A 17,647-nucleotide genomic window follows, 5' to 3' on the forward strand; every position below is an offset into this window, starting at 1 on the left:
CGACGCAGGCCACGGGTGGCTCCGAACAAGACCGGTTCACAGCGCGCGCGTAGCGGCGGGCGGGCGTGGTTTCAACGCTGCGTCGTGGCGGTGCCCGTGCTCAGCGGGTTGCGGTGTCGGGGGCATCTTCGCCTGAAATGGGCAGGCTGGCCTGCACGAATTCGGTGCCGAAGGGGGTGAGGGTGATACCCCGATGCCGGAGTTTGCCCCGGCCACCGGCCTGTTTCAGGAGTTCGGCCACCGCCGGCTGGGCTTCCAGGAGCTGATAGCGCTCCGGGGCGCCCACCGGTTCGTCCAGCAGTTCGACCAGGCCCACCCGGCACAGATTGGTCAGGTAGCCGTGAATCCGGTCGGGATGGCGCAGGCCGGCGTTCTCGCCGATCATGCTGACGCCGAGATCGCCGGTCCCGGTGCGGGCCGCGCCGGTTCGCCGGGTACGCCGTGACGAGCGGCCGCCGCGGACGACGACCGTCGGCTGCGGGCCGTCGAGGCGGAGCAGCCGAAGAATGCGGGCTTCGTCCGAGGTCAGTTCGGCCAATACCCGTGCGAAGGCCGGATGGCCCTCGTCCGGGGCACGGGTGCTGGCGGCCAGGCGCAGCAGCGCCGCGCCCTGTTCCCGCAGCGACCGCTCGGTCGGGGACGCGGTGCCGGACGGTTCCGCGGCCGTGACCCCGAGCGCCAGGCGCAACGCCTCCCGCACCTGCCCGATCGCCTCCGATCGGACCTCGGCCGGGGGATCGCCGGCCATACTGCCGCGCACCACTGTCTCGGTGACGTCCAGCGCCGTGTGCACACCCCAGCGCGCGGTACCCGACACCACCGACGCCGCCACCCGCGCGACCCCGCTCACGGCGCGTACCGCAGCCACGGGCCCGATCGGCCCGGCCGGCCCGCGGGCCTCGTTGTCGCGGCTGCTCTTGCCGGACCGGCCTGCTCTGCCGGTCCGGTCGGTATCGCCGGTGTCTCGTGGTTTCTCGTTCACAGCCATGTGGTCGCCACCCCCGTTCCGAAGACCAGGATATGCGCGTATCCCGCGAACAGGCCCAGAACACCGCCGTGCACGAACAGTAACCATTCGTCCTGTTTGATGGCCGCGCGCAGCATATCGACGAAATCGTTCGGCGACAGCTCCGACATCTGCTTGGCGATATAGGCGCCGATCTGTTTGCCCTGCCGCTCGTTGAAGTCGGCGTCGGCGAACGCCAGCGGTGCGATCGCCATCGCCTCCGAGGTGAAGGTCTGGGTCAGTGCTTTGTACTCGCGGCTGCCGAGGACCAGTTTCACCGCGCCGCGGGCGGGGCCGAGGGCGCGGTCGGCGGCCGGGCGCAGGGTGTCCTCGAGCATCTGCAGGGTGCGATCGGATTTGGGCCCGTTCAGCAGTTCGTCGCCGATATTGGCGACCGTCATCACCTGGGTGGAGACGAGTTCGGCATAGCCGTCGGTGATTTCGTTCTGCCGTTTGATCAGCAGGCCCTGCCGCCACGGGCACCACCATTTCGGCTCGGCGGGCGCGAAGATCATATTCAGGCCCACCCAGTTGACCACCCAGCCGATGATCACCCCGCCGATCGGCAGTACCGCCAGCGTCGGCCAATTGGTCACATGCAGAATTGCGACCAGCACCACACCCATGGGGGCGCCGAAATAGAGACCGAAATTCTGCATGAACCGCAATTCCTTGGCGCCCAGCACCTGGAACAACTGATTGAGCAGCTGGGGCCGGGCCTGGAAATAACGGATGACCATCTGTTTGACATCGAGCAACTGGTCGATGTTCGCGCCAAGTTCGTTCGTGAGTTCGCGCAGGACATCCGGTAACTGCCGGCGCACCCGCTCGTGTACCGCTTCGCGGACCTGGCTCGGCAGGTTGTACCAGAGCTGCGGATGGTCGCGGCGCAGAATGTTCTCGACGATATCGCGGATCTGGGTTTCGGCGGTGAGCGCGAGGTGTTCGGCCAGTGCGTCCGGTTCCAGTTCCCGGTAGAAATCGGCGACGCTGCCGAGCTTCGAAAGTCCTTTGTCCACCGCGATACTGGCCATTTTGTCGGCCCGCGAGGGCACGATACCCTGCCAGCCGAAGCGGCCGTCGTAGCTCAGCAGCGGCAGGATCTGGATCCGCTTCGGCAGATACGGATACAGGTAGCGCAATCCGGGTACCCGGATACCGTGAAAAGCGATCGGCCGGAACAGCATCAGCACACCGGTCCAGTTGGTGATGTAACCGATGACGCCGGTGAACAGCGGAATGGTCACTAATTCCAGGAGGATCGTCGGGTGCACCCCGAACACACTCTCCAACACGACACACCCTCCTGCTCCCGGTGATCGCCGCCCCACCGGGACCTCAAATTAGCACCACAACCGCGCCCTCACCGCGCCGCGGCGGACATCCACCGGCAGCGCGACCGGACGCGACACATTAGTGTCTCAGACGTGAGCCGGATCCATGGTCCGGCGCGGGGCTATCACCGTCGATGGGCAATAATCGATGAGCGGGATTCGTTCATCTGGCGATATCGGAGTAGACGTGGCAGACGACAGGACCGGACAGGAGTTCCCCCGGACCGGTTCCCGACCCGTGCAGTGGAGCCCCCCGTCGAGCACCGGCCGGAACGGGGCGCCGAACACCCCGCCCGACCCGGCGAGCGTCGTACGCAGGCCGCCGTCGAGTGTCGAACGCAGCGCCGATGTGGAGCAGCGCCAGATCAGCAACGAGGCCAGGCTCATCCGCGGCGTGTTCCGGGCGGCCGGGCTGGCGGCGGGCAGTGTGGTGCGCGGCGGGCAGTGGGCGGTGAACACCTCCTACGAGGTCACCCGGGAGATCACCCAGGCGGCCCTGGACGGGGAGTCCTCGGCCGAGATCGCCGAGCGCACCGGTAACGCGCTGCGGTCCATCGCGCGCAGCGCGCTCGGGGTCACCGAGGGATCGGTGCGCGAGATCGTCAGCTATGTACCCACCGGGCAGACCTCCGCGCAGCAGACGGTGGCGGTGGGCTCGTATATGCGGTCGGCCACCGTCGCGGAATTGCGTAAACGCGGGGACGCGCTGCTGGCTCGTTCGGCCGATGTCTACTTCACCGAGGAAGTCCACCCCGCCTACGACCGCATCCTCGACGAACTCGCCCCCGACGAGGCCCGCATCCTGCGCTATATGGCGCTCAACGGGCCGCAGCCGATGGTGGACGTGCGCACCAACCGCCCACTGGGGATCGGATCCGAGCTGATCGCGGGCGGCCTGAGCTCGGTGCCGGAACAGGCCGGCGTCCGCTATATCGACCGGGCGCGCTCCTACCTGATCAACCTCAGCCGGCTGGGATTGACCCACAGTTCCGACGATCCGGTGGTCTTGAGCCGCTATATGGTGCTCGAGGTCCAGCCGCTCGTGGAGGACGCCCTGAAAAAGGCGGGCCGCGCCCCGAAAATCGTGCGCAAAAGCCTGCGGCTGACGGAGTTCGGTGAGGATTTCTGCCGCACCTGCTTCACCATCGGCAACGGCGAACGCCCCTGATATCGGCCCTGGTCACCGGCCCCACCGGTGGCCTCGAACGAGCCGAATCCCACCGCTGACCTGGCCGGATCCGTACGCCGTAATAACGCCGACGCAGGATAGCAATCCGATGCAGATCTGAATAACCTCCCAATTTGTCCATTTCAGGTGGGATGGTGGAGTTATGGACCAGGGCGAGGAGCGCAACGATCCCGGACCCCGTCCGGGTGGATTTCCGCGGCGGCCGGGTCAGAGCAGTGAGACCATGGCCTTCTCGGGTGCCGCGCTCGCCGCGGCGCTGGGTGCCGGGCTGGACGTATCGCTCCCGCCGCGGCTCGACCCCGAAACGGACGTACCACTGACCATGGGACCAGCACGACCGAACAGCTCGCGTCCGGCGGCGCCGGTGACGTCCGAGGACGTCCTGGAGATCCATCGCCTCAAATATCGCTACGTGCGCGCCCTGGACACCAAACTCTGGGAAGACTTCGCGGAGACGATGACCCCGGAGGCCACGGCCACCTACAGCGAATACCTGCAATTCGAATCCCGGGAAGCGTTCCTGACGTTCATGCGGAACACGCTGGGCCCGCATGTGATCACCGAACACCGCGTCGATCATCCCGAGGTCGATGTGCACGGCGACCGGGCCAGCGGTGTCTGGTACCTCTCCGATACCGTGCTGATCCCGGAGAACAATATGTTGCTGCGCGGCGCCGCCTTCTACACCGACGAATACGTGCGCTGCGACGACGGCCGCTGGCGGATCGCGCATACCGGCTACGAACGCACCTACGAGGTGGTGCTCTCGCTCAGCGATCTGCCCAGCCTGCGGTTGACCGCCAACCGCTGGGGATTGATCCAGCAGGCGACCGGTATCGAATCCGTCGAGCGGGATCCGCGCGAGACCGCGGCCCACGACGAGACGCCCGAGGAATCCCTCGGTGGCGCGGATCAGCAGTATCCGCCGCCCGAGGAGCGGGCCGCGGGCTGAGCGGCCTCAGTCGGCGGCTGCCACCAGCGGTTCCAGGGTGAGCTTCGGCATTTCCTTCTGGATGTACTGCAACCGCCATTTATCGCTGAACAGCGCGAGGATCGCGCCGTCGCTGCGGGTGAACACCTCCACCCCGCGCTGGCGGTCCAGTTCGGGCGCCGAAGCGGCGTCGGTGCGGCGGGCAATGGTGTAGGCGAGGTTGTCGAGGTGGGTCTCGACGCCGAACTCACCTTGCATCCGGGCCGTCACCACCTCGAACTGCATCGGGCCCACCGCTGCCAGCACCGGAGAGGCGTCACCGCGGGCGTCGTTGCGCAGTACCTGCACCACGCCCTCCGAGTCGAGCTGGTCGATCGCCTTACGGAACTGCTTGTACTTACCGGCGCTCTGGGCGCGCAGGGCGGCGAAATGCTCCGGCGCGAACGAGGGGATGGGCGGGAATTCGACCTTCTTGTCGACGAACAGGGTGTGCCCGGGCGCGAGCGCGGTCGCATTGACCAGGCCCACCACATCCCCGGGATAGGCGGTGTCGACGGTCGCGCGTTCCCGGCCGAAGACGGTCAGCGCGTATTTGGTCGCGAACGGCCGCCCGGTCTGCGCGTGGGTGACCACCATGCCGCGTTCGAACTCACCCGAGACGATGCGCATGAACGCCAGCCGGTCGCGGTGCGCGGTATCCATCCCCGCCTGCACCTTGAACACCACCGCGCTGAACGGGTCCTGCGGTTCGCGGGTGTGACCGCCGATATCCGCCCGTGAGCCGGGGGCGGGGGCCAGCGACACCAGCGTCTCCAGTAGCTGCCGGACGCCGAAGTTCAGCATCGCCGAGGCGTAGATCACCGGAGACGTCTGCCCGGCCAGGAAAAGTTCCTGGTCGTGATCCTGACCGGTGGCCGACAGCAGTTCGCTCTCCTCCGCCGCGGTGGTCCACGCCGCGCCCTCCCGGGCCTCGGCGGATTCGGGCGTCAGCGATTCCTCCGGCGCGATGGTGGCGCCACCGGCGGTGCGGGTGAAATGGATGTACTCGGCGGCCGCGCCGTCGGGCCCGCGGCGCAGCAGGCCGCGGAAATCGCCCGCGATACCGACCGGCAGGAACAGCGGCGTGGGGGTGAGACCGATCCGCTCGTCGATTTCGTCGAGCAGTTCCAGCGGGGCGCGGCCGGGCCGGTCCCATTTGTTGATCACGGTGATCACCGGGATACCGCGGTGGCGGCATACCTGGAACAACTTCAAGGTCTGTGGTTCGAGACCCTTCGCGGCGTCGATCAGCATCACCGCGGCGTCCACCGCGGTCAGCACCCGGTAGGTGTCCTCGGAGAAATCGGAGTGGCCCGGGGTGTCGACGAGATTGATCACATGATCGATCTCGGACCCCGCGGCCCGGTAGTTGAACTGCAGCGCGGTGGAGCTCACCGAGATACCGCGCGCCTTCTCCATCTCCATCCAGTCCGAGACGGTGGATTTCCGGCCCGCCTTACCGTGGATTGCGCCGGCCTCGGAGATCTTGCGGGCGTGCAGCGCCAATGCTTCGGTGAGCGTCGATTTACCCGCGTCGGGATGCGAGATCACGGCGAAGGTGCGGCGCCGCGACACCTCGGCGGCCAACCCGCGCGTGGCGGGCGCGGCGGAGCCCTCGGTGGAGGCGGTCAACGGAGAAAACCTTTCGGCGAGCGATCAGGGGTGAACCTGTCCAGGCTACGTGACGGTTCTGACCAGCTGTCGACGTGTCGGCGACCACCCGATTCCGGGGTTTTGGCCGGGTTGGGTTACAGTGTTCGGGTTGTCTCGGCGAGGGTTCGCAAGATTTTGCGGCACCGTGATCGACGCGGCGCGGCTTCCGGTCGCCTGGTGTTCGGTCTTCGCCTGACGAGCAGACCAACTGACCAGGGGCGCGATTTCCCTGGCACCCGCCCACCAGTCGCGTAGAGCCGTAGGAGTTATCCAGTCATGTCCGACGTCAACCTTCTCGAAGCGAAGATCCGCACCGAGTTCGGCAAGGGTGCCGCGCGCCGCACCCGCCGCGCGGGCAACGTTCCGGCGGTCCTGTACGGGCATCAGTCCGACCCGCAGCATCTGTCGCTGGACGCGCTGTCCTTCGCCGCCATCCTGCGCCAGCACGGCACCAACGCGATCCTGAACCTCGACATCGAGGGCAAGAAGCAGCTCGCGCTGACCAAGTCGGTCGTGGTGCACCCGATCCACCGCTACATCGAGCACGCCGATCTGCTGATCGTGCAGCGCGGTGAAGAGGTCAGTGCCGATGTGCCGATCACCCTGGTCGGTGAGGCCGGCCCGGGCACCCTGGTCACCCAGGAAGCCACCACCGTCGCCATCTCGGCCGACGCGCTGAACATCCCCGAGGCCCTCGAGGTCTCCATCGCGGGCGCCGAGGCCGGTACCCAGATCACCGCCGGTTCCGTGGAGCTGCCCAAGGGCGTGAGCCTGACCGGCGATCCGGAACTGTTGCTGGTCAACATTGTCGAGGCCCGCGCCACCGCCGAGCCGGAGGCCGAGGGCGAGACCGCGGCCGAGGGCGAGACCGCCGAATAAGACCGCCGGTCACCTCCCGCGATGTCCGATACCGCGCCGGCGCTGGTCGTCGGCCTGGGTAATCCGGGTCCCGAGTACGAACGCACCCGGCACAATGTGGGGTTTCTGGTCGCCGATTCGCTCGCGCAGCGGGTCGGCGGCCGTTTCACCGTGCACAAGAAGTCGGGGACCGATCTACTGCAGGCCCGGCTCGACGGGCGGCAGGTGCTGATCGCGAAACCGCGGTCGTTCATGAACCTGTCCGGACGGCCGGTTTCGGCGCTGGCCCGCTTCTTCTCGGTGCCGCCCACCGAGGTGATCGTGGTGCACGACGAACTGGACCTGCCGTTCGGCGCGATCCGTTTGAAACGCGGCGGCGGTGAGGGCGGGCACAACGGGTTGCGCTCGATCTCCGGCGCGCTGACCACCAAGGACTATCTGCGCACCCGGATCGGTATCGGCCGCCCGCCCGGCCGCCAGGACCCGGCCGATTTCGTGCTCAAACCGTTCGCGGCGGCCGAGCGCAAAGAGCTCCCGGTCGTGGTCGAACAGGCCGCCGACGCAGTGGAACTCCTGCTGCGAGTCGGTTTGGAAACCGCCCAGAACCAGCTGCACTGACCGGTCCGGTCAGACCCGGGCGGCCAGGACCAGGGCGAAGCGGTCGTCGGGGTCGGTCCAGGTGTGTTCGGTGACGAAACCGGCGGCGCGGAGTTCGGTGTCGAGGCCGGTGGGGCGGAACTTCGCGGAGATCTCGGTGCGTAGTTGTTCACCACGGGCGAAGTGCGCGGTGAAGCCCAGGCCGGCGACGGTGACGTCCATATCCGCGGTGGCTTCCAGGCGCATTTCGATCCATTCGTTGTCGGCGTCCCAGTGCGCGATATGGCGGAACGCCGCCGGATCGAAATTCGCGTCGAGCCGGGAATTGAGGACGCGCAGGACATTCCGGTTGAATTCGGCGGTGACACCGGCGGCGTCGTCGTAGGCGGGGATCAGGATCGCCGGGTCGGTCACCAGGCCCGCACCGAGCAGCAATTGCTCCCCGGGTTCGAGGACATCGTGGATACCGCCGAGGAATTCGGCGCGTTCGGCGGGCACCATATTGCCGAGGGTGCCGCCGAGGAAGGCGATCATCCGCCGGCCGCCGCGCGGCAGGGTCGCCAGGGTGTCGGTGAAATCGCTGACCACTCCGTGCACCGCCAGGCCGGGGAATTCCGCCGCGACCTCGGCCGCGGAGGCGCGTAACGCAGCGGCCGAGACATCCTGCGGAACATAGGTTTTCAAGGGCCCCTCGGAAGTGAGGGCGGTCAGCAGGAGTCGCGTCTTGGTGGCCGACCCCGATCCCAGTTCGACCAGCACCTCCGCCTGCGCGGTGCGCGCGATCGCCCCTGCGACCTTCGCCAGCAACGCCCGCTCGGTGCGTGTGGGGTAGTACTCGGGCAGTTCGGTGATCTGCTCGAACAGTTCACTGCCGCGGGCATCGTAGAACCATTTGGGCGGCAGCCATTTCGGGCGGTCGGTCAGGCCGCGGCGGGCATCCGCGCGCAGGGCTGCGGTGAGATCGGCGTCGGTGAGATGGACTTCCACGGTGGGTTCGTTCATGACCCCAGGCTTTCGGTCGCGGTGGATCCGGCGAGTTCCAGTGGTTCGACACTCAACCGGCCGGGTTCGGCATGCACGAGAACACGATCGGGCAGCGGCTGCCATCTCGTATCGTCGTCGTACGGTTCGGAGGAAAGGATCGCGAATTCGTCGGTCACCAGTGCGGACAACGAGTGATAACAGGTGCTCGCCCACAGGGCGCTGCCGTCGCAGATCAGTAGGTTCAGCCGGGCGTCGGGGGCGTGGTGCAGCACCGTCGTCACCAGCAGGCGCAGTGCGGTACCGGGGTTTTCGGCCAGTCCCGCCGGGGTGTCCGGGTCGAGCAGGCGGCGCAGCAACACCCACAGGGCAGCCGAATCGGTGAGGGCTTCGGCTTCGAGCAGATGGCTGGTTTCGTACCGCCTGGTCATCCCGGCGCGGGTCGCGGCGACATCGAGATCCGACAGTACGGCGGTGAGCACCGTCCGCCACTGCGGCACGACCCCGTTGTGGCTGAACGCCCACCGATCCCACAGGAACGGCGCGCACGCCGACCGCTGCACCGGCATCCCGACGGTGGCCGAGCGAACACTGCCCAGCACCGCATGCGAGGTGAGTTGCGGCAGCACCTGCCCCACCGCCGGATCGGTCCAGATCGGCTCGGGGTTGCGGTAATGGGTCACCGCGGCCGGTTCCGGGCCCCACCAGGCGACCCCGAAACCGTCGGCGTTGATGGTGCCGCCGCCACGCATATCCCGCGGCGCCCACGACTGGGTGCGCAGCGAATGCGGTCCGCGGAGCAGCAGTTCACCGACCGACGCGGGCGGGCCCACGTAACCGAGATGCCGGCACATCACGCCTCCCGCGGGTCGAGTGTGCGGGCCAGCCGGAAACCGGCGAAGATCTGCCGGCGGATCGGATGGTCCCAATTGCGGAAGGTGCCCCGGCAGGCGACGGGGTCGGTGCCGAACGAACCACCGCGCAGGACCCGGTAGTCGCCGCCGAAGAAGACCTCCGAGTATTCGCGGTAGGGGAAGGCGCGGAAACCGGGGTAGGGATGGAAACCCGAGGACGTCCACTCCCAGACATCGCCGATGAGCTGGTGGACCCCCGCCGGCGACGCACCTTCCGGATAGGCACCGATATCGGCCGGTTCCAGATGCCGCTGCCCGAGGTTCGCGGTGGCGGGGCCCGGTTCGGTATCGCCCCACGGGTAGGCGCGGGTGCGGCCCGTGGCGGGGTCGTGGCGGGCGGCTTTCTCCCATTCGGCCTCGGTGGGCAGGCGTTTACCCGCCCAGTTGGCGTAGGCCTGCGCTTCGAACCAGCACACGTGCACCACCGGCTGGTGCGGCTGCAGCGGTCGCCGGACCCCGAACACCCGCCGCGACCACTGCCCGCCGGAATCCTGCTCCCAGAACTGCGGCGCGGTGAGCCCCGCCTCCTGCCGATGCGTCCAGCCCCGTTCCGACCACAGCTCGCGCCGGTCGTAACCACCGTCGGCGACGAATTCGAGGTACTGCGCGTTGGTGATCGGGGCCGCGTCGATCGCGAAGGCGGGCAGATGCACCGGGTGGGCGGGGCGTTCGTTGTCCAGGGCCCACGGGTCGGTGGAAGTGCCCATGGTGAACTCACCGGCCGGGATCACCACCTCGCCGCGCACCGCGGTCACGGCGGCGGGCGGCGGGGACGCGGACAGCACCGGGGCTCCGGTACGCAGCTGATGGGTGGCGAGCATCGTCTCGTCGTGCTGCTGTTCGTGCTGGGCGATCATCCCGAACGCGAAACCGCCGTCGACCAGCTCGCCGCCCCGCAGCGGACTGCGTTCGAGCACATCCCAGACCTTCTCCCGCACGGTGCCCACGTACCCGCGGGCCTCACCCGGATTCAGCAGCGGCAGTTGCGGACGGTTCGACCGGGCATGTTTGAACGCGTCGTAGAGCTCGTCGATATCGGCGCGCACCGGGTCGCGCCCGCCGACATCACGCACCAGCCACAGCTCTTCCTGATTGCCGATATGCGCCAGATCCCACACCAGCGGGCTCATCAGCCGCGAATGCTGCGCGACGAGTTCGGCCTCGTCCACACAGTCGGTGAGCGCGGCGGTCCGCTGCCGGGCCCGCCGCAGCGTCGCCGCGATATGTTCGCGCAGCTGCTCGGTACCCGATCGGTCGGTGTAGTGCTGCAAGGTCACGAAATCACTCCGCTCGACGACAGGGATACGGTGGGCGGCTCAGGGCGATCGATCGGTCTCGCACCGGCACGGTGGACGAGCCCTCCATAGGGCATCAGGCAGACCGGTCGCGGTGCGCGGAACAGCCGAGTGGTCCCACGCCGGACCGAACAGGGCCCGGTCATGATGTGCCCCCGGGCTGTTCACCGGCCGTGCAGCGGCGCACCGCCTTGTGCAGTTCGGGACCGGCGGTCGAGCTGTGGGCTATGGCGGCCTCCAGAACGGCGACCGCGGCGGCTCTCAGTTGTGGATCGGCGAGACCGTGGCGGGCGGCGTCCAGCCAGCGGTCCGCGGTGTCCGCCGCGGCGGTGGCGGCGTCGGCGACTGCGGCCGGAGTGGACAGCAGGGCGTGGAGCACCGCGATCGGTACCTTCCAGCCGTCGCCCGGTTGGGCGTCGAGATAACGCACCTCGAAGTACCCCGCTGGGCGGACCGGGGGGAACAAGGTGGTCAGGTGGTAGCGGAGGTCATCGATACCCGGGCGGCGGCCGATCTCGGTGTCCAGACCACCCGTGAGCCAGTCGGCGAAGGTCGCACCGGCCGGCGCCTGCCAGGCCACCGTTGGCCGGCCCGGGCCGGGATCGGGGCGTCGTACACACAGCAGCGACGCGTCCAGCGCCCACCGGGCGTAACCGGTGACCGGATCGGCCCAGTCGGCGACCGGGGGACAGGCGCGGGCCTGATCCAGGTGCAGCCAGGTGCGCATGCGCTGCGACGCCCACTCGCCGGACGGGGCGCCGCGGAGAACGGGGGAGCACGCGAAGGCTGCCACCAGTGCCGGGCCGATGGCGTGCAGGGCTGTCCAGCGGGCGGTGAGTTCGTCCCCGTCGGCGCCGATATCCACGCTGACCTGCGCCGCAGCCGTATTGCTCATCATGAGCCGGCCGTACGGGCCGATCCGGCCGAAATAGTCTTCCATGGCCTGATAGCGCGGCAGCCGTAACTGACAGCGGGGTGCGCGGGCGGGATCGGCGGCGGCCGAGACCATCGCGATGGACTGTGTGCCGAGAAGTTCGCGCAGGCGCCGGTGGTCGGCGCTCAGGCGGGCGCACAGGTCGGCGGGGTCGGTGACGGCGATGCTGGAGAGTTCGATCTGCCCACCGGGTTCGACGGTGACGCGGCTACCGCCGGACAACGGTTCGGCGGGGGAATCGGGGGCGATGGAGTGCGGTGCGTGCGGGCCGAGGGCACGGGCGAGGAGGGCGGCGGTAGGGCGGCGGCCGGCGAACGGGCCGGGTGCGGAGTCGTGGTCCGGCGGATGCGCTGCGGTACGGGGGCGGCAGACGGTGAACCATTCGAGTTCGGCGCCGATGAGCGCCGGTGGGCCGAGTTTGAAGCAGACACCGCCGAGATACGCTTCGGCCGCCGCTCGGCTGCTGAGGGCCGGGTGTGGGGGTGAGTCGCTGGTCGATTCCGGGTGTTCGAGGGTGACCGCCATACCAACCTCCATGCGGCTTCTCGGTGGTTCTTCTCTCGCGTGTTCGGTCGCCGGTGCTGCGTGTGCTCGTGTTCGGTTGTCGGCCCGGCTCGGGTGGGCCCGATCCCGGCGGCCGCGGCCACGGGTGCGGTCGCGCGTGGAATCCAGGGTAGCGACGGGGACGGACACGTTTGCGACGCGAAGCTGTCACGGATCCGGCACTAAGGTCGGGTACATGGTGGATGAGCAGCGAGTACGCGCCGATACGCCCGGTGTCGGATCCGGAGCGGTTTTCCTGGACAGCGCGGGATCCTCGCTCCCGCCGCGGGTGGTCACCGAAACCGTGATCGGCCATCTGCGCCGGGAGGCCGAAATCGGCGGCTACCGGGCCGCGAACGAACGGCTCGACGATCTGGCCGGGGTCAAGGCCGCGATCGCGGAACTGCTCAACACCACCCCCGACACCATCGCCCTCAGCGACAGCGCCACCCGATCCTGGTCCGATTTCTTCTACTCCGTCCCGTTGCGACCCGGCGACCGGATCCTGATCTCGGGCGCCGACTACGCCAGCAACGCCATCGCGGCACTACAGCGCGCCCGCGCCACCGGCGCCCGGGTGGAACAGATCCCCGACGACGCCCAGGGCCGGATCGATATCGCGGCCCTCGACGCGATGATGGACGAACGGGTGCGGCTGGTCTCGCTGCTGCATGTACCGACCAATGGGGGCCTGGTGAATCCGGTGGCCGCGGCCGCGCGGATCGCCCGGGCCGGCGGCGCGCTGGTGGTGCTGGACGCCTGCCAGTCCGCCGGGCAACTCCCTCTCGACGTCGCCGAACTGGGAGTGGATGCCCTGTCGGCCACCGGCCGGAAATGGTTGCGCGGCCCCCGCGGCACCGGATTCCTCTATCTGCGACCGGAACTGGCGGCCTCGCTGGAACCCGGCCGGCTCGACCTGCACAGCGCCACCTGGACCGGCCCGGACGAATACCGGATGGCCCCGGATGCCGCCCGGTTCGAATTCTGGGAACACGATGTGGCGGCCCGCCTCGGCCTCGGCGCGGCCGTGCGCTATCTTCTCGATCTCGGACCCGATCAGGTCTATGCCGCAATCGCCGAGCGCGCCGACTATCTGCGGGGCGCGCTCGGCGAACTGCCGGGGGTCACGGTGCGCGATCTCGGTGTCGACCACAGCGGCATCGTGTCCTTCACCGTCGAAGGCGTGGCACCGGTGGAGGTCCGGGACCGGCTGCTGGACAAAGACATCACGGTGACGGTCAGTCATGCGAGTTCGACCCTGCTCGATATGTCCGCCCGCGGTCTGGACTCGGTGGTCCGCGCCTCCCCGCACTGCTTCGTCAGCCACGATGAACTGGACTCGTTCATCGCCGCCGTCGCAGCGTTGTAGCGGATCTCGGCCGAGGAAAACCACTGCCGAACGCGAGGCGGTAGGCACGGTGGCGTGCACGCAGTCGGCAGCGGTGGTCCCGATGGCGAGTGGGCGAGTGTTGTTCGCGCGGTGCGCAATTGCCGGATTGGGTGCTGTCGGGAAGGCGAGGTAGCGTCGCCGCTCATGAGCGAGCAGCGGGGTGGCCCGCACGACCTCCTGAAGGTGGGTGACACCACCGAGGCCGACTTGGCCGCAGTCGTCGGACAGATCGGCCCGCGAGCCAAGGAGGCATTCGTGACCACAGCAGAAGCCATCGAGGCCCGTGGCGAGGCCCGCGGTGAGGCACGTGCCCGTACCAAGTTGCTGATCGACCTGATGACGGCCAAGTTCGGGCCGCTGCCCGAGGCGGTACTGCGCCGTATCCGGTCGGCCGACGCCGACCGGCACCATGAGTGGGCGACGCGAGTGCTGACCGCGACCTCCATCGAGGAGACACTTTCCTGACCACCTCCGACGCCGACTTCGACCGGTCCATCGGCACCGACCCGGCCCTGAGCGACCCGCTGTCCGTCGACGATGTCGAGCTCGACATCTGGCGCGACCGTACCCCGGGCTCGGTGCCGGATCTGGAGGACTGATCAGGCGTGCTGTCCCCGCTGGTATGGACTGGGCCGGCCGCAACGTCGCCGACTTCGCGGAGGCCGGGTCCGCGCCGTCGATCCGTGGGAGCTGTCCGCTCACCGACCCGGCAGAATGAACCACCGAGGCCGACTTGGCCGCAGCCATTGAACAGATCGACCCCCGAGCCAAGGAGGCTTTCGTGACCACGGCAGAAGCCATCGAAGCACGTGGCTATGCACGTGGCTATGCACGTGGGTTTGCCCGCAGTGAGGCCCGTGGTCGGGCGGAGATCCTGGTCATGCAGATGACGGTTTTGTTCGGGCCGCTGTCCGAGGCGGTGCTCGGTCGTATCAGGTCGGCCGATATCGACCAACTCTGTGCGTGGACGCCGCGGGTGTTCACCGCGACATCGATCGAGGAGATGCTGGCCTGATATCCGCCTCGGTTCACCGGTGCCGCTCAGCGTCGTCGCGACCCTGGACCGAGGAGGGAGCGCAGGCGGGCGAAACGCCCCCGGGTTTCGGGGAGCACGGTGGTGTCCACGATCACCGGTGTCATGGTGCGTAAAGCGCGCAGTTGTGTGCCGGGTAGGTGGGCCGGTGCCGCGATGATCACCGCGTCGGCTCCGGTCCGGTCCAGCGTGGTGCGGAGTGTCGCGAGATGGTCCGGGGTGGGGTCGGCCGGGAGTTCGACCAGCCAGCGGAGCCGGTAGCCGTGGGCGATGGCGGTCAACCGCAGGCGCGCGGTGGCGAAACCGGTGTGCCCGCACAGGTCGGTGCGCAGGTAGCCGATGGCCGTCGGCCGATTCCCCAGCTCGGGAAGCGTGACGCTCTGGTTCGGGTCGGGCGCATTGTCGCTCACCGGTACACCTCCGGTGCCGCCGGTATCCAGCGGTCCAGTTCACCGCGGCGGTACCGGCCGTACGGGTGCAGCACCATCAGCTCGAGGTGTTCGAGTACCACCGGTGCGCGGAAGCCGATGTGCTCGACGGTGGGTGTCACCATTGCGTCACAACGTAGCAATTCCGATTTCCGCAATGTCCATGCCAGTACATCGATCTCGCATTCCACGACCACGCGGGCGATACCGAAACCGTACGCGCCGGCGAAATAGCGGCATTCTGCCTCGAGTAGTTCTGTTCTTGTGCCGCAAAGCTTTTTGTTCAGGTATACGATTGCGACGGGCAAAGGTTTCCGCCTTTCGTGAGAGGCGATGGGATGCAGCCCGGCGCAGGGTCCGATCAGCTGTGGCGGCCGTGATCGGACCACCGGTGTCGCGACACTCCAGGTCTCGGCACCGATGTGCCCCAATGGTTTTCGGGGAATTTCCTGCGCCGGGCGCGAAATCAGTAGACCGGAACAGTGCAGAGTGTGGAACCGCCTCCGGAGGAAAACCCGCCCGCTGAGCCCGGCCTCCGTGCCGGGCCGCTCCTGGTATTGCGTTCCGGGCCGGAGCATTCCGAAAAGCGCTGCGATAATTAGGAAAGGTCAGGAAATGACGGGTGGATCCACACTCCCGAAACGAGCTCTCGGCCGCGAACTACGCCGCCTGCGGGAACGCAGCGGTACCAGCCAGGCCGCCGCCGCCCGCGCGATCGAGGTGAGCCCCCAGACGATCGGCCGCCTGGAAGACGGACACGCCTCCCGGCCCACAACGCTGCAGATCAACGGGTTGTGCGACAGATACGACGCCTCGGATGAAGAACGCCGGTTCGTTCTGGACATGGTGCAGGAATCGCGAGCGATGAAACTGTCCGGAGGAGGGTGGTGGCGCGCGTACGCCGACGAGATCCCCAGAGATTTCAACCATTACCTCGGACTGGAGGCGGCAGCCCGCCGAATGACCAGCTGGCAGACAACACTCTTGCCCGGATTGCTGCAAACACCGGAATATCGGCGCGCGATCATATGGGCGGCTCATCCGGACTGGCCGACTGTAGATGTGGAACGGCGGCTCGAGCTCGCCGGCCATCGACGGGAAAAATTCCAGGACAGCGCCTTTCGCCTGGATGTGCTGCTTTCCGAAGCCACGTTGCGGCATCATGTGGGCGGCGCGGGCGTAATGGCAGACCAGCTACTGCATCTGGTGGAAGCGAGTAGGCGGCCCAACGTATCCCTGCGTGTTGTGCCATTTGATGCGCGAAGCCCCGTAGGGCTGGTCGTCCGATCTTTCGTTTATCTCGAGTTTCCTGTGCCGACGAACACGAGAATCGCGGAGCCACCCGTCGCCTATGTCGAGGGCTACACCGGGGACCTCTACCTCGAACGTGCAGCGGAAGTATCCCAGTACACGGAAGCCATTCGGAGTATCGCGCGTGTAGCTTTGGACGAGCAGGAGACCAGGGATCTGGTCGTGCGTATTGCGAAGGAGTACCAGCGGTGACCAACAAAACAGCAGGTGCCCGGTGGTTCAAAAGCTCGCATAGTGGTCCGGATCGAGAATGTGTCGAGATCGCGCATCTTGCGGGTGGTGCGGTCGGGGTTCGCGACAGTAAGAATCGATCCGGTTCCGTCCTCGTGTTCGGCCCCCACGTTTGGGACGCATTCCTGAACGCCACGCGGCGAGTTCGCTCATGACGTGCGTGGTCCCGGCTTTCGTTCAGAGGCCGGGACCACAAGACGGGTGCTCCGATCGCACGAACCTCGGCTCCGGTGAAGGAGTGCAGGTCTGATGTCCCAGCCCCTCCGGGCTTCTGACCGGTCGGTCAACGGATGTCGCAGCGGTAAAGAGCGGTTTGCGGAATTCGGTGGAACCACCCAGTCCGAGGGTGCGTCCTATAGTGATGGCGGGGTAATCCGCCGCACCGACACAGGGGAGATCCATGCGAACCGCCGACTTCGTCCGTGCTGTGCTCGCTACGGCGGCCGCCACCACCCTGATCGCCGGGTGCACATCGAGTACCGACGGCGTAGCGACAGGGACGGCGGCGCCGACGTCTACGGGGCAGATCGAGGTCTTCAATCCCTGTACCGAACTGTCTGACCAGGTGTTGAGTCAGGTCGGGTTGGATCCATCGACGAAAACGGTTACCACTGACCCGCCGGACGGTCCTTCATCGTGGCGCGTATGCGGCTGGATGACACCTGACCAGTTGATCTTGGTCGATGTGTTTTCGACATCGCACACGCTCGACGAAGCTCGCGCCAACGAAGACTTGGTCCAGAAGGTCGAGACCACTGTCGGCTCCCGTCCGGCGATTCGCGCGTACGACAAGGCCGAATCAGATGGACGGTCTTGCTATGTCTCTATGCAGGCCGAACAAGGAATGTTCGAGATCAAGGCCGGGTGGTTGGCGGCGGATGGTTGGACTCGCGACATATGCGAAGTCTCTACCGAGTACGCCAATGCCCTCGATCCCCATCTTCCGAGATAGCGGAGCCCTGCCGGATTCAGGCGAGGAA

19 protein-coding genes are annotated in these 17,647 nt (G+C 67.5%); 10 read left to right on the forward strand and 9 right to left on the reverse strand.

Going from position 1 to position 17,647, the window contains the following annotated elements:
- Nucleotides 1–100: 100 nt before the first annotated feature.
- Nucleotides 101–988: an Abi-alpha family protein gene (locus tag ACQEVO_RS35150; RefSeq protein WP_432921780.1), complete on the reverse strand. Its 888-nt coding sequence runs from the start codon at nucleotides 986–988 to the stop codon at nucleotides 101–103.
- Nucleotides 979–2,301, reverse strand: a complete 1,323-nt coding sequence (locus tag ACQEVO_RS35155; protein WP_432921783.1) for a hypothetical protein — start codon at nucleotides 2,299–2,301, stop codon at nucleotides 979–981. The genes ACQEVO_RS35150 and ACQEVO_RS35155 overlap by 10 nt, the downstream gene beginning before the upstream one ends.
- A gap of 226 nt (nucleotides 2,302–2,527) precedes the next feature.
- Here ACQEVO_RS35155 and ACQEVO_RS35160 point away from each other — a divergent pair, with 226 nt between their 5' ends.
- Both ACQEVO_RS35160 and ACQEVO_RS35165 read left to right on the forward strand, forming a co-directional pair.
- Nucleotides 2,528–3,508 (forward strand): Abi-alpha family protein, encoded by a 981-nt coding sequence (locus tag ACQEVO_RS35160; protein WP_432921786.1) that lies wholly within the window; start codon nucleotides 2,528–2,530, stop codon nucleotides 3,506–3,508.
- A 343-nt stretch (nucleotides 3,509–3,851) separates the two neighbouring features.
- Nucleotides 3,852–4,481 carry a nuclear transport factor 2 family protein gene (locus ACQEVO_RS35165; RefSeq protein ID WP_432923348.1) on the forward strand — a complete coding sequence of 210 codons (630 nt, stop codon included), beginning with the start codon at nucleotides 3,852–3,854 and terminating at the stop codon, nucleotides 4,479–4,481.
- 6 nt (nucleotides 4,482–4,487) lie between these two features.
- On the opposite strand, the gene ACQEVO_RS35170 is transcribed toward ACQEVO_RS35165, so the two are convergent.
- On the reverse strand, nucleotides 4,488–6,131 hold the full coding sequence (locus ACQEVO_RS35170) for a peptide chain release factor 3 (protein ID WP_432921789.1): 1,644 nt from the start codon (nucleotides 6,129–6,131) through the stop codon (nucleotides 4,488–4,490).
- A 297-nt stretch (nucleotides 6,132–6,428) separates the two neighbouring features.
- Between ACQEVO_RS35170 and ACQEVO_RS35175 the strand changes: the two genes are divergently transcribed.
- Nucleotides 6,429–7,031 carry a 50S ribosomal protein L25/general stress protein Ctc gene (locus tag ACQEVO_RS35175; RefSeq protein WP_432921792.1) on the forward strand — a complete coding sequence of 201 codons (603 nt, stop codon included), beginning with the start codon at nucleotides 6,429–6,431 and terminating at the stop codon, nucleotides 7,029–7,031.
- A gap of 21 nt (nucleotides 7,032–7,052) precedes the next feature.
- Nucleotides 7,053–7,628, forward strand: a complete 576-nt coding sequence (gene pth / locus ACQEVO_RS35180; RefSeq protein ID WP_432921795.1) for an aminoacyl-tRNA hydrolase — start codon at nucleotides 7,053–7,055, stop codon at nucleotides 7,626–7,628.
- Between the two features lie 9 nt (nucleotides 7,629–7,637).
- Here the strand turns inward: pth and egtD are convergent, their stop codons facing one another.
- The 4 genes from egtD to egtA all read right to left on the reverse strand — a co-directional run bounded on the left by egtD (nucleotide 7,638) and on the right by egtA (nucleotide 12,256).
- Entirely contained in the window at nucleotides 7,638–8,609 is a 972-nt protein-coding gene (gene egtD, locus ACQEVO_RS35185) for an L-histidine N(alpha)-methyltransferase (RefSeq protein WP_432921798.1), read from the reverse strand.
- Nucleotides 8,606–9,442, reverse strand: a complete 837-nt coding sequence (gene egtC, locus ACQEVO_RS35190) for an ergothioneine biosynthesis protein EgtC (protein WP_432921801.1) — start codon at nucleotides 9,440–9,442, stop codon at nucleotides 8,606–8,608. Before egtC ends, egtD begins: the two co-directional genes overlap by 4 nt.
- Entirely contained in the window at nucleotides 9,442–10,773 is a 1,332-nt protein-coding gene (gene egtB / locus ACQEVO_RS35195) for an ergothioneine biosynthesis protein EgtB (RefSeq protein WP_432923351.1), read from the reverse strand. The genes egtC and egtB overlap by 1 nt, the downstream gene beginning before the upstream one ends.
- A gap of 166 nt (nucleotides 10,774–10,939) precedes the next feature.
- Nucleotides 10,940–12,256: an ergothioneine biosynthesis glutamate--cysteine ligase EgtA gene (gene egtA, locus ACQEVO_RS35200; RefSeq protein ID WP_432921804.1), complete on the reverse strand. Its 1,317-nt coding sequence runs from the start codon at nucleotides 12,254–12,256 to the stop codon at nucleotides 10,940–10,942.
- A gap of 214 nt (nucleotides 12,257–12,470) precedes the next feature.
- On the opposite strand from egtA, the gene ACQEVO_RS35205 reads away from it, so the two are divergent.
- The 3 genes from ACQEVO_RS35205 to ACQEVO_RS35215 all read left to right on the forward strand — a co-directional run bounded on the left by ACQEVO_RS35205 (nucleotide 12,471) and on the right by ACQEVO_RS35215 (nucleotide 14,679).
- On the forward strand, nucleotides 12,471–13,643 hold the full coding sequence (locus tag ACQEVO_RS35205; RefSeq protein WP_432921807.1) for an aminotransferase class V-fold PLP-dependent enzyme: 1,173 nt from the start codon (nucleotides 12,471–12,473) through the stop codon (nucleotides 13,641–13,643).
- Nucleotides 13,644–13,808: 165 nt separating this feature from the next.
- Nucleotides 13,809–14,129: a hypothetical protein gene (locus tag ACQEVO_RS35210; RefSeq protein WP_432921810.1), complete on the forward strand. Its 321-nt coding sequence runs from the start codon at nucleotides 13,809–13,811 to the stop codon at nucleotides 14,127–14,129.
- Between the two features lie 316 nt (nucleotides 14,130–14,445).
- Nucleotides 14,446–14,679 (forward strand): hypothetical protein, encoded by a 234-nt coding sequence (locus ACQEVO_RS35215; RefSeq protein ID WP_432921812.1) that lies wholly within the window; start codon nucleotides 14,446–14,448, stop codon nucleotides 14,677–14,679.
- Between the two features lie 26 nt (nucleotides 14,680–14,705).
- On the opposite strand, the gene ACQEVO_RS35220 is transcribed toward ACQEVO_RS35215, so the two are convergent.
- Complete coding sequence (locus ACQEVO_RS35220) at nucleotides 14,706–15,107, reverse strand: hypothetical protein (RefSeq protein WP_432921815.1); 402 nt, start codon at nucleotides 15,105–15,107, stop codon at nucleotides 14,706–14,708.
- Complete coding sequence (locus tag ACQEVO_RS35225) at nucleotides 15,104–15,433, reverse strand: hypothetical protein (protein ID WP_432921818.1); 330 nt, start codon at nucleotides 15,431–15,433, stop codon at nucleotides 15,104–15,106. The genes ACQEVO_RS35220 and ACQEVO_RS35225 overlap by 4 nt, the downstream gene beginning before the upstream one ends.
- Before the next feature lie 307 nt (nucleotides 15,434–15,740).
- Here ACQEVO_RS35225 and ACQEVO_RS35230 point away from each other — a divergent pair, with 307 nt between their 5' ends.
- The 3 genes from ACQEVO_RS35230 to ACQEVO_RS35240 all read left to right on the forward strand — a co-directional run bounded on the left by ACQEVO_RS35230 (nucleotide 15,741) and on the right by ACQEVO_RS35240 (nucleotide 17,619).
- On the forward strand, nucleotides 15,741–16,628 hold the full coding sequence (locus ACQEVO_RS35230) for a helix-turn-helix domain-containing protein (protein ID WP_432921821.1): 888 nt from the start codon (nucleotides 15,741–15,743) through the stop codon (nucleotides 16,626–16,628).
- Nucleotides 16,625–16,822, forward strand: a complete 198-nt coding sequence (locus ACQEVO_RS35235; RefSeq protein ID WP_432921824.1) for a DUF397 domain-containing protein — start codon at nucleotides 16,625–16,627, stop codon at nucleotides 16,820–16,822. Before ACQEVO_RS35230 ends, ACQEVO_RS35235 begins: the two co-directional genes overlap by 4 nt.
- A gap of 245 nt (nucleotides 16,823–17,067) precedes the next feature.
- Nucleotides 17,068–17,619, forward strand: a complete 552-nt coding sequence (locus ACQEVO_RS35240) for a DUF3558 domain-containing protein (RefSeq protein WP_432921827.1) — start codon at nucleotides 17,068–17,070, stop codon at nucleotides 17,617–17,619.
- The last annotated feature ends 28 nt before the right edge of the window (nucleotides 17,620–17,647 follow it).

It is taken from the genome of Nocardia sp. CA-290969 (genome assembly GCF_050936135.1).
In the GTDB taxonomy this organism is placed as follows: Bacteria; Actinomycetota; Actinomycetes; order Mycobacteriales; family Mycobacteriaceae; genus Nocardia.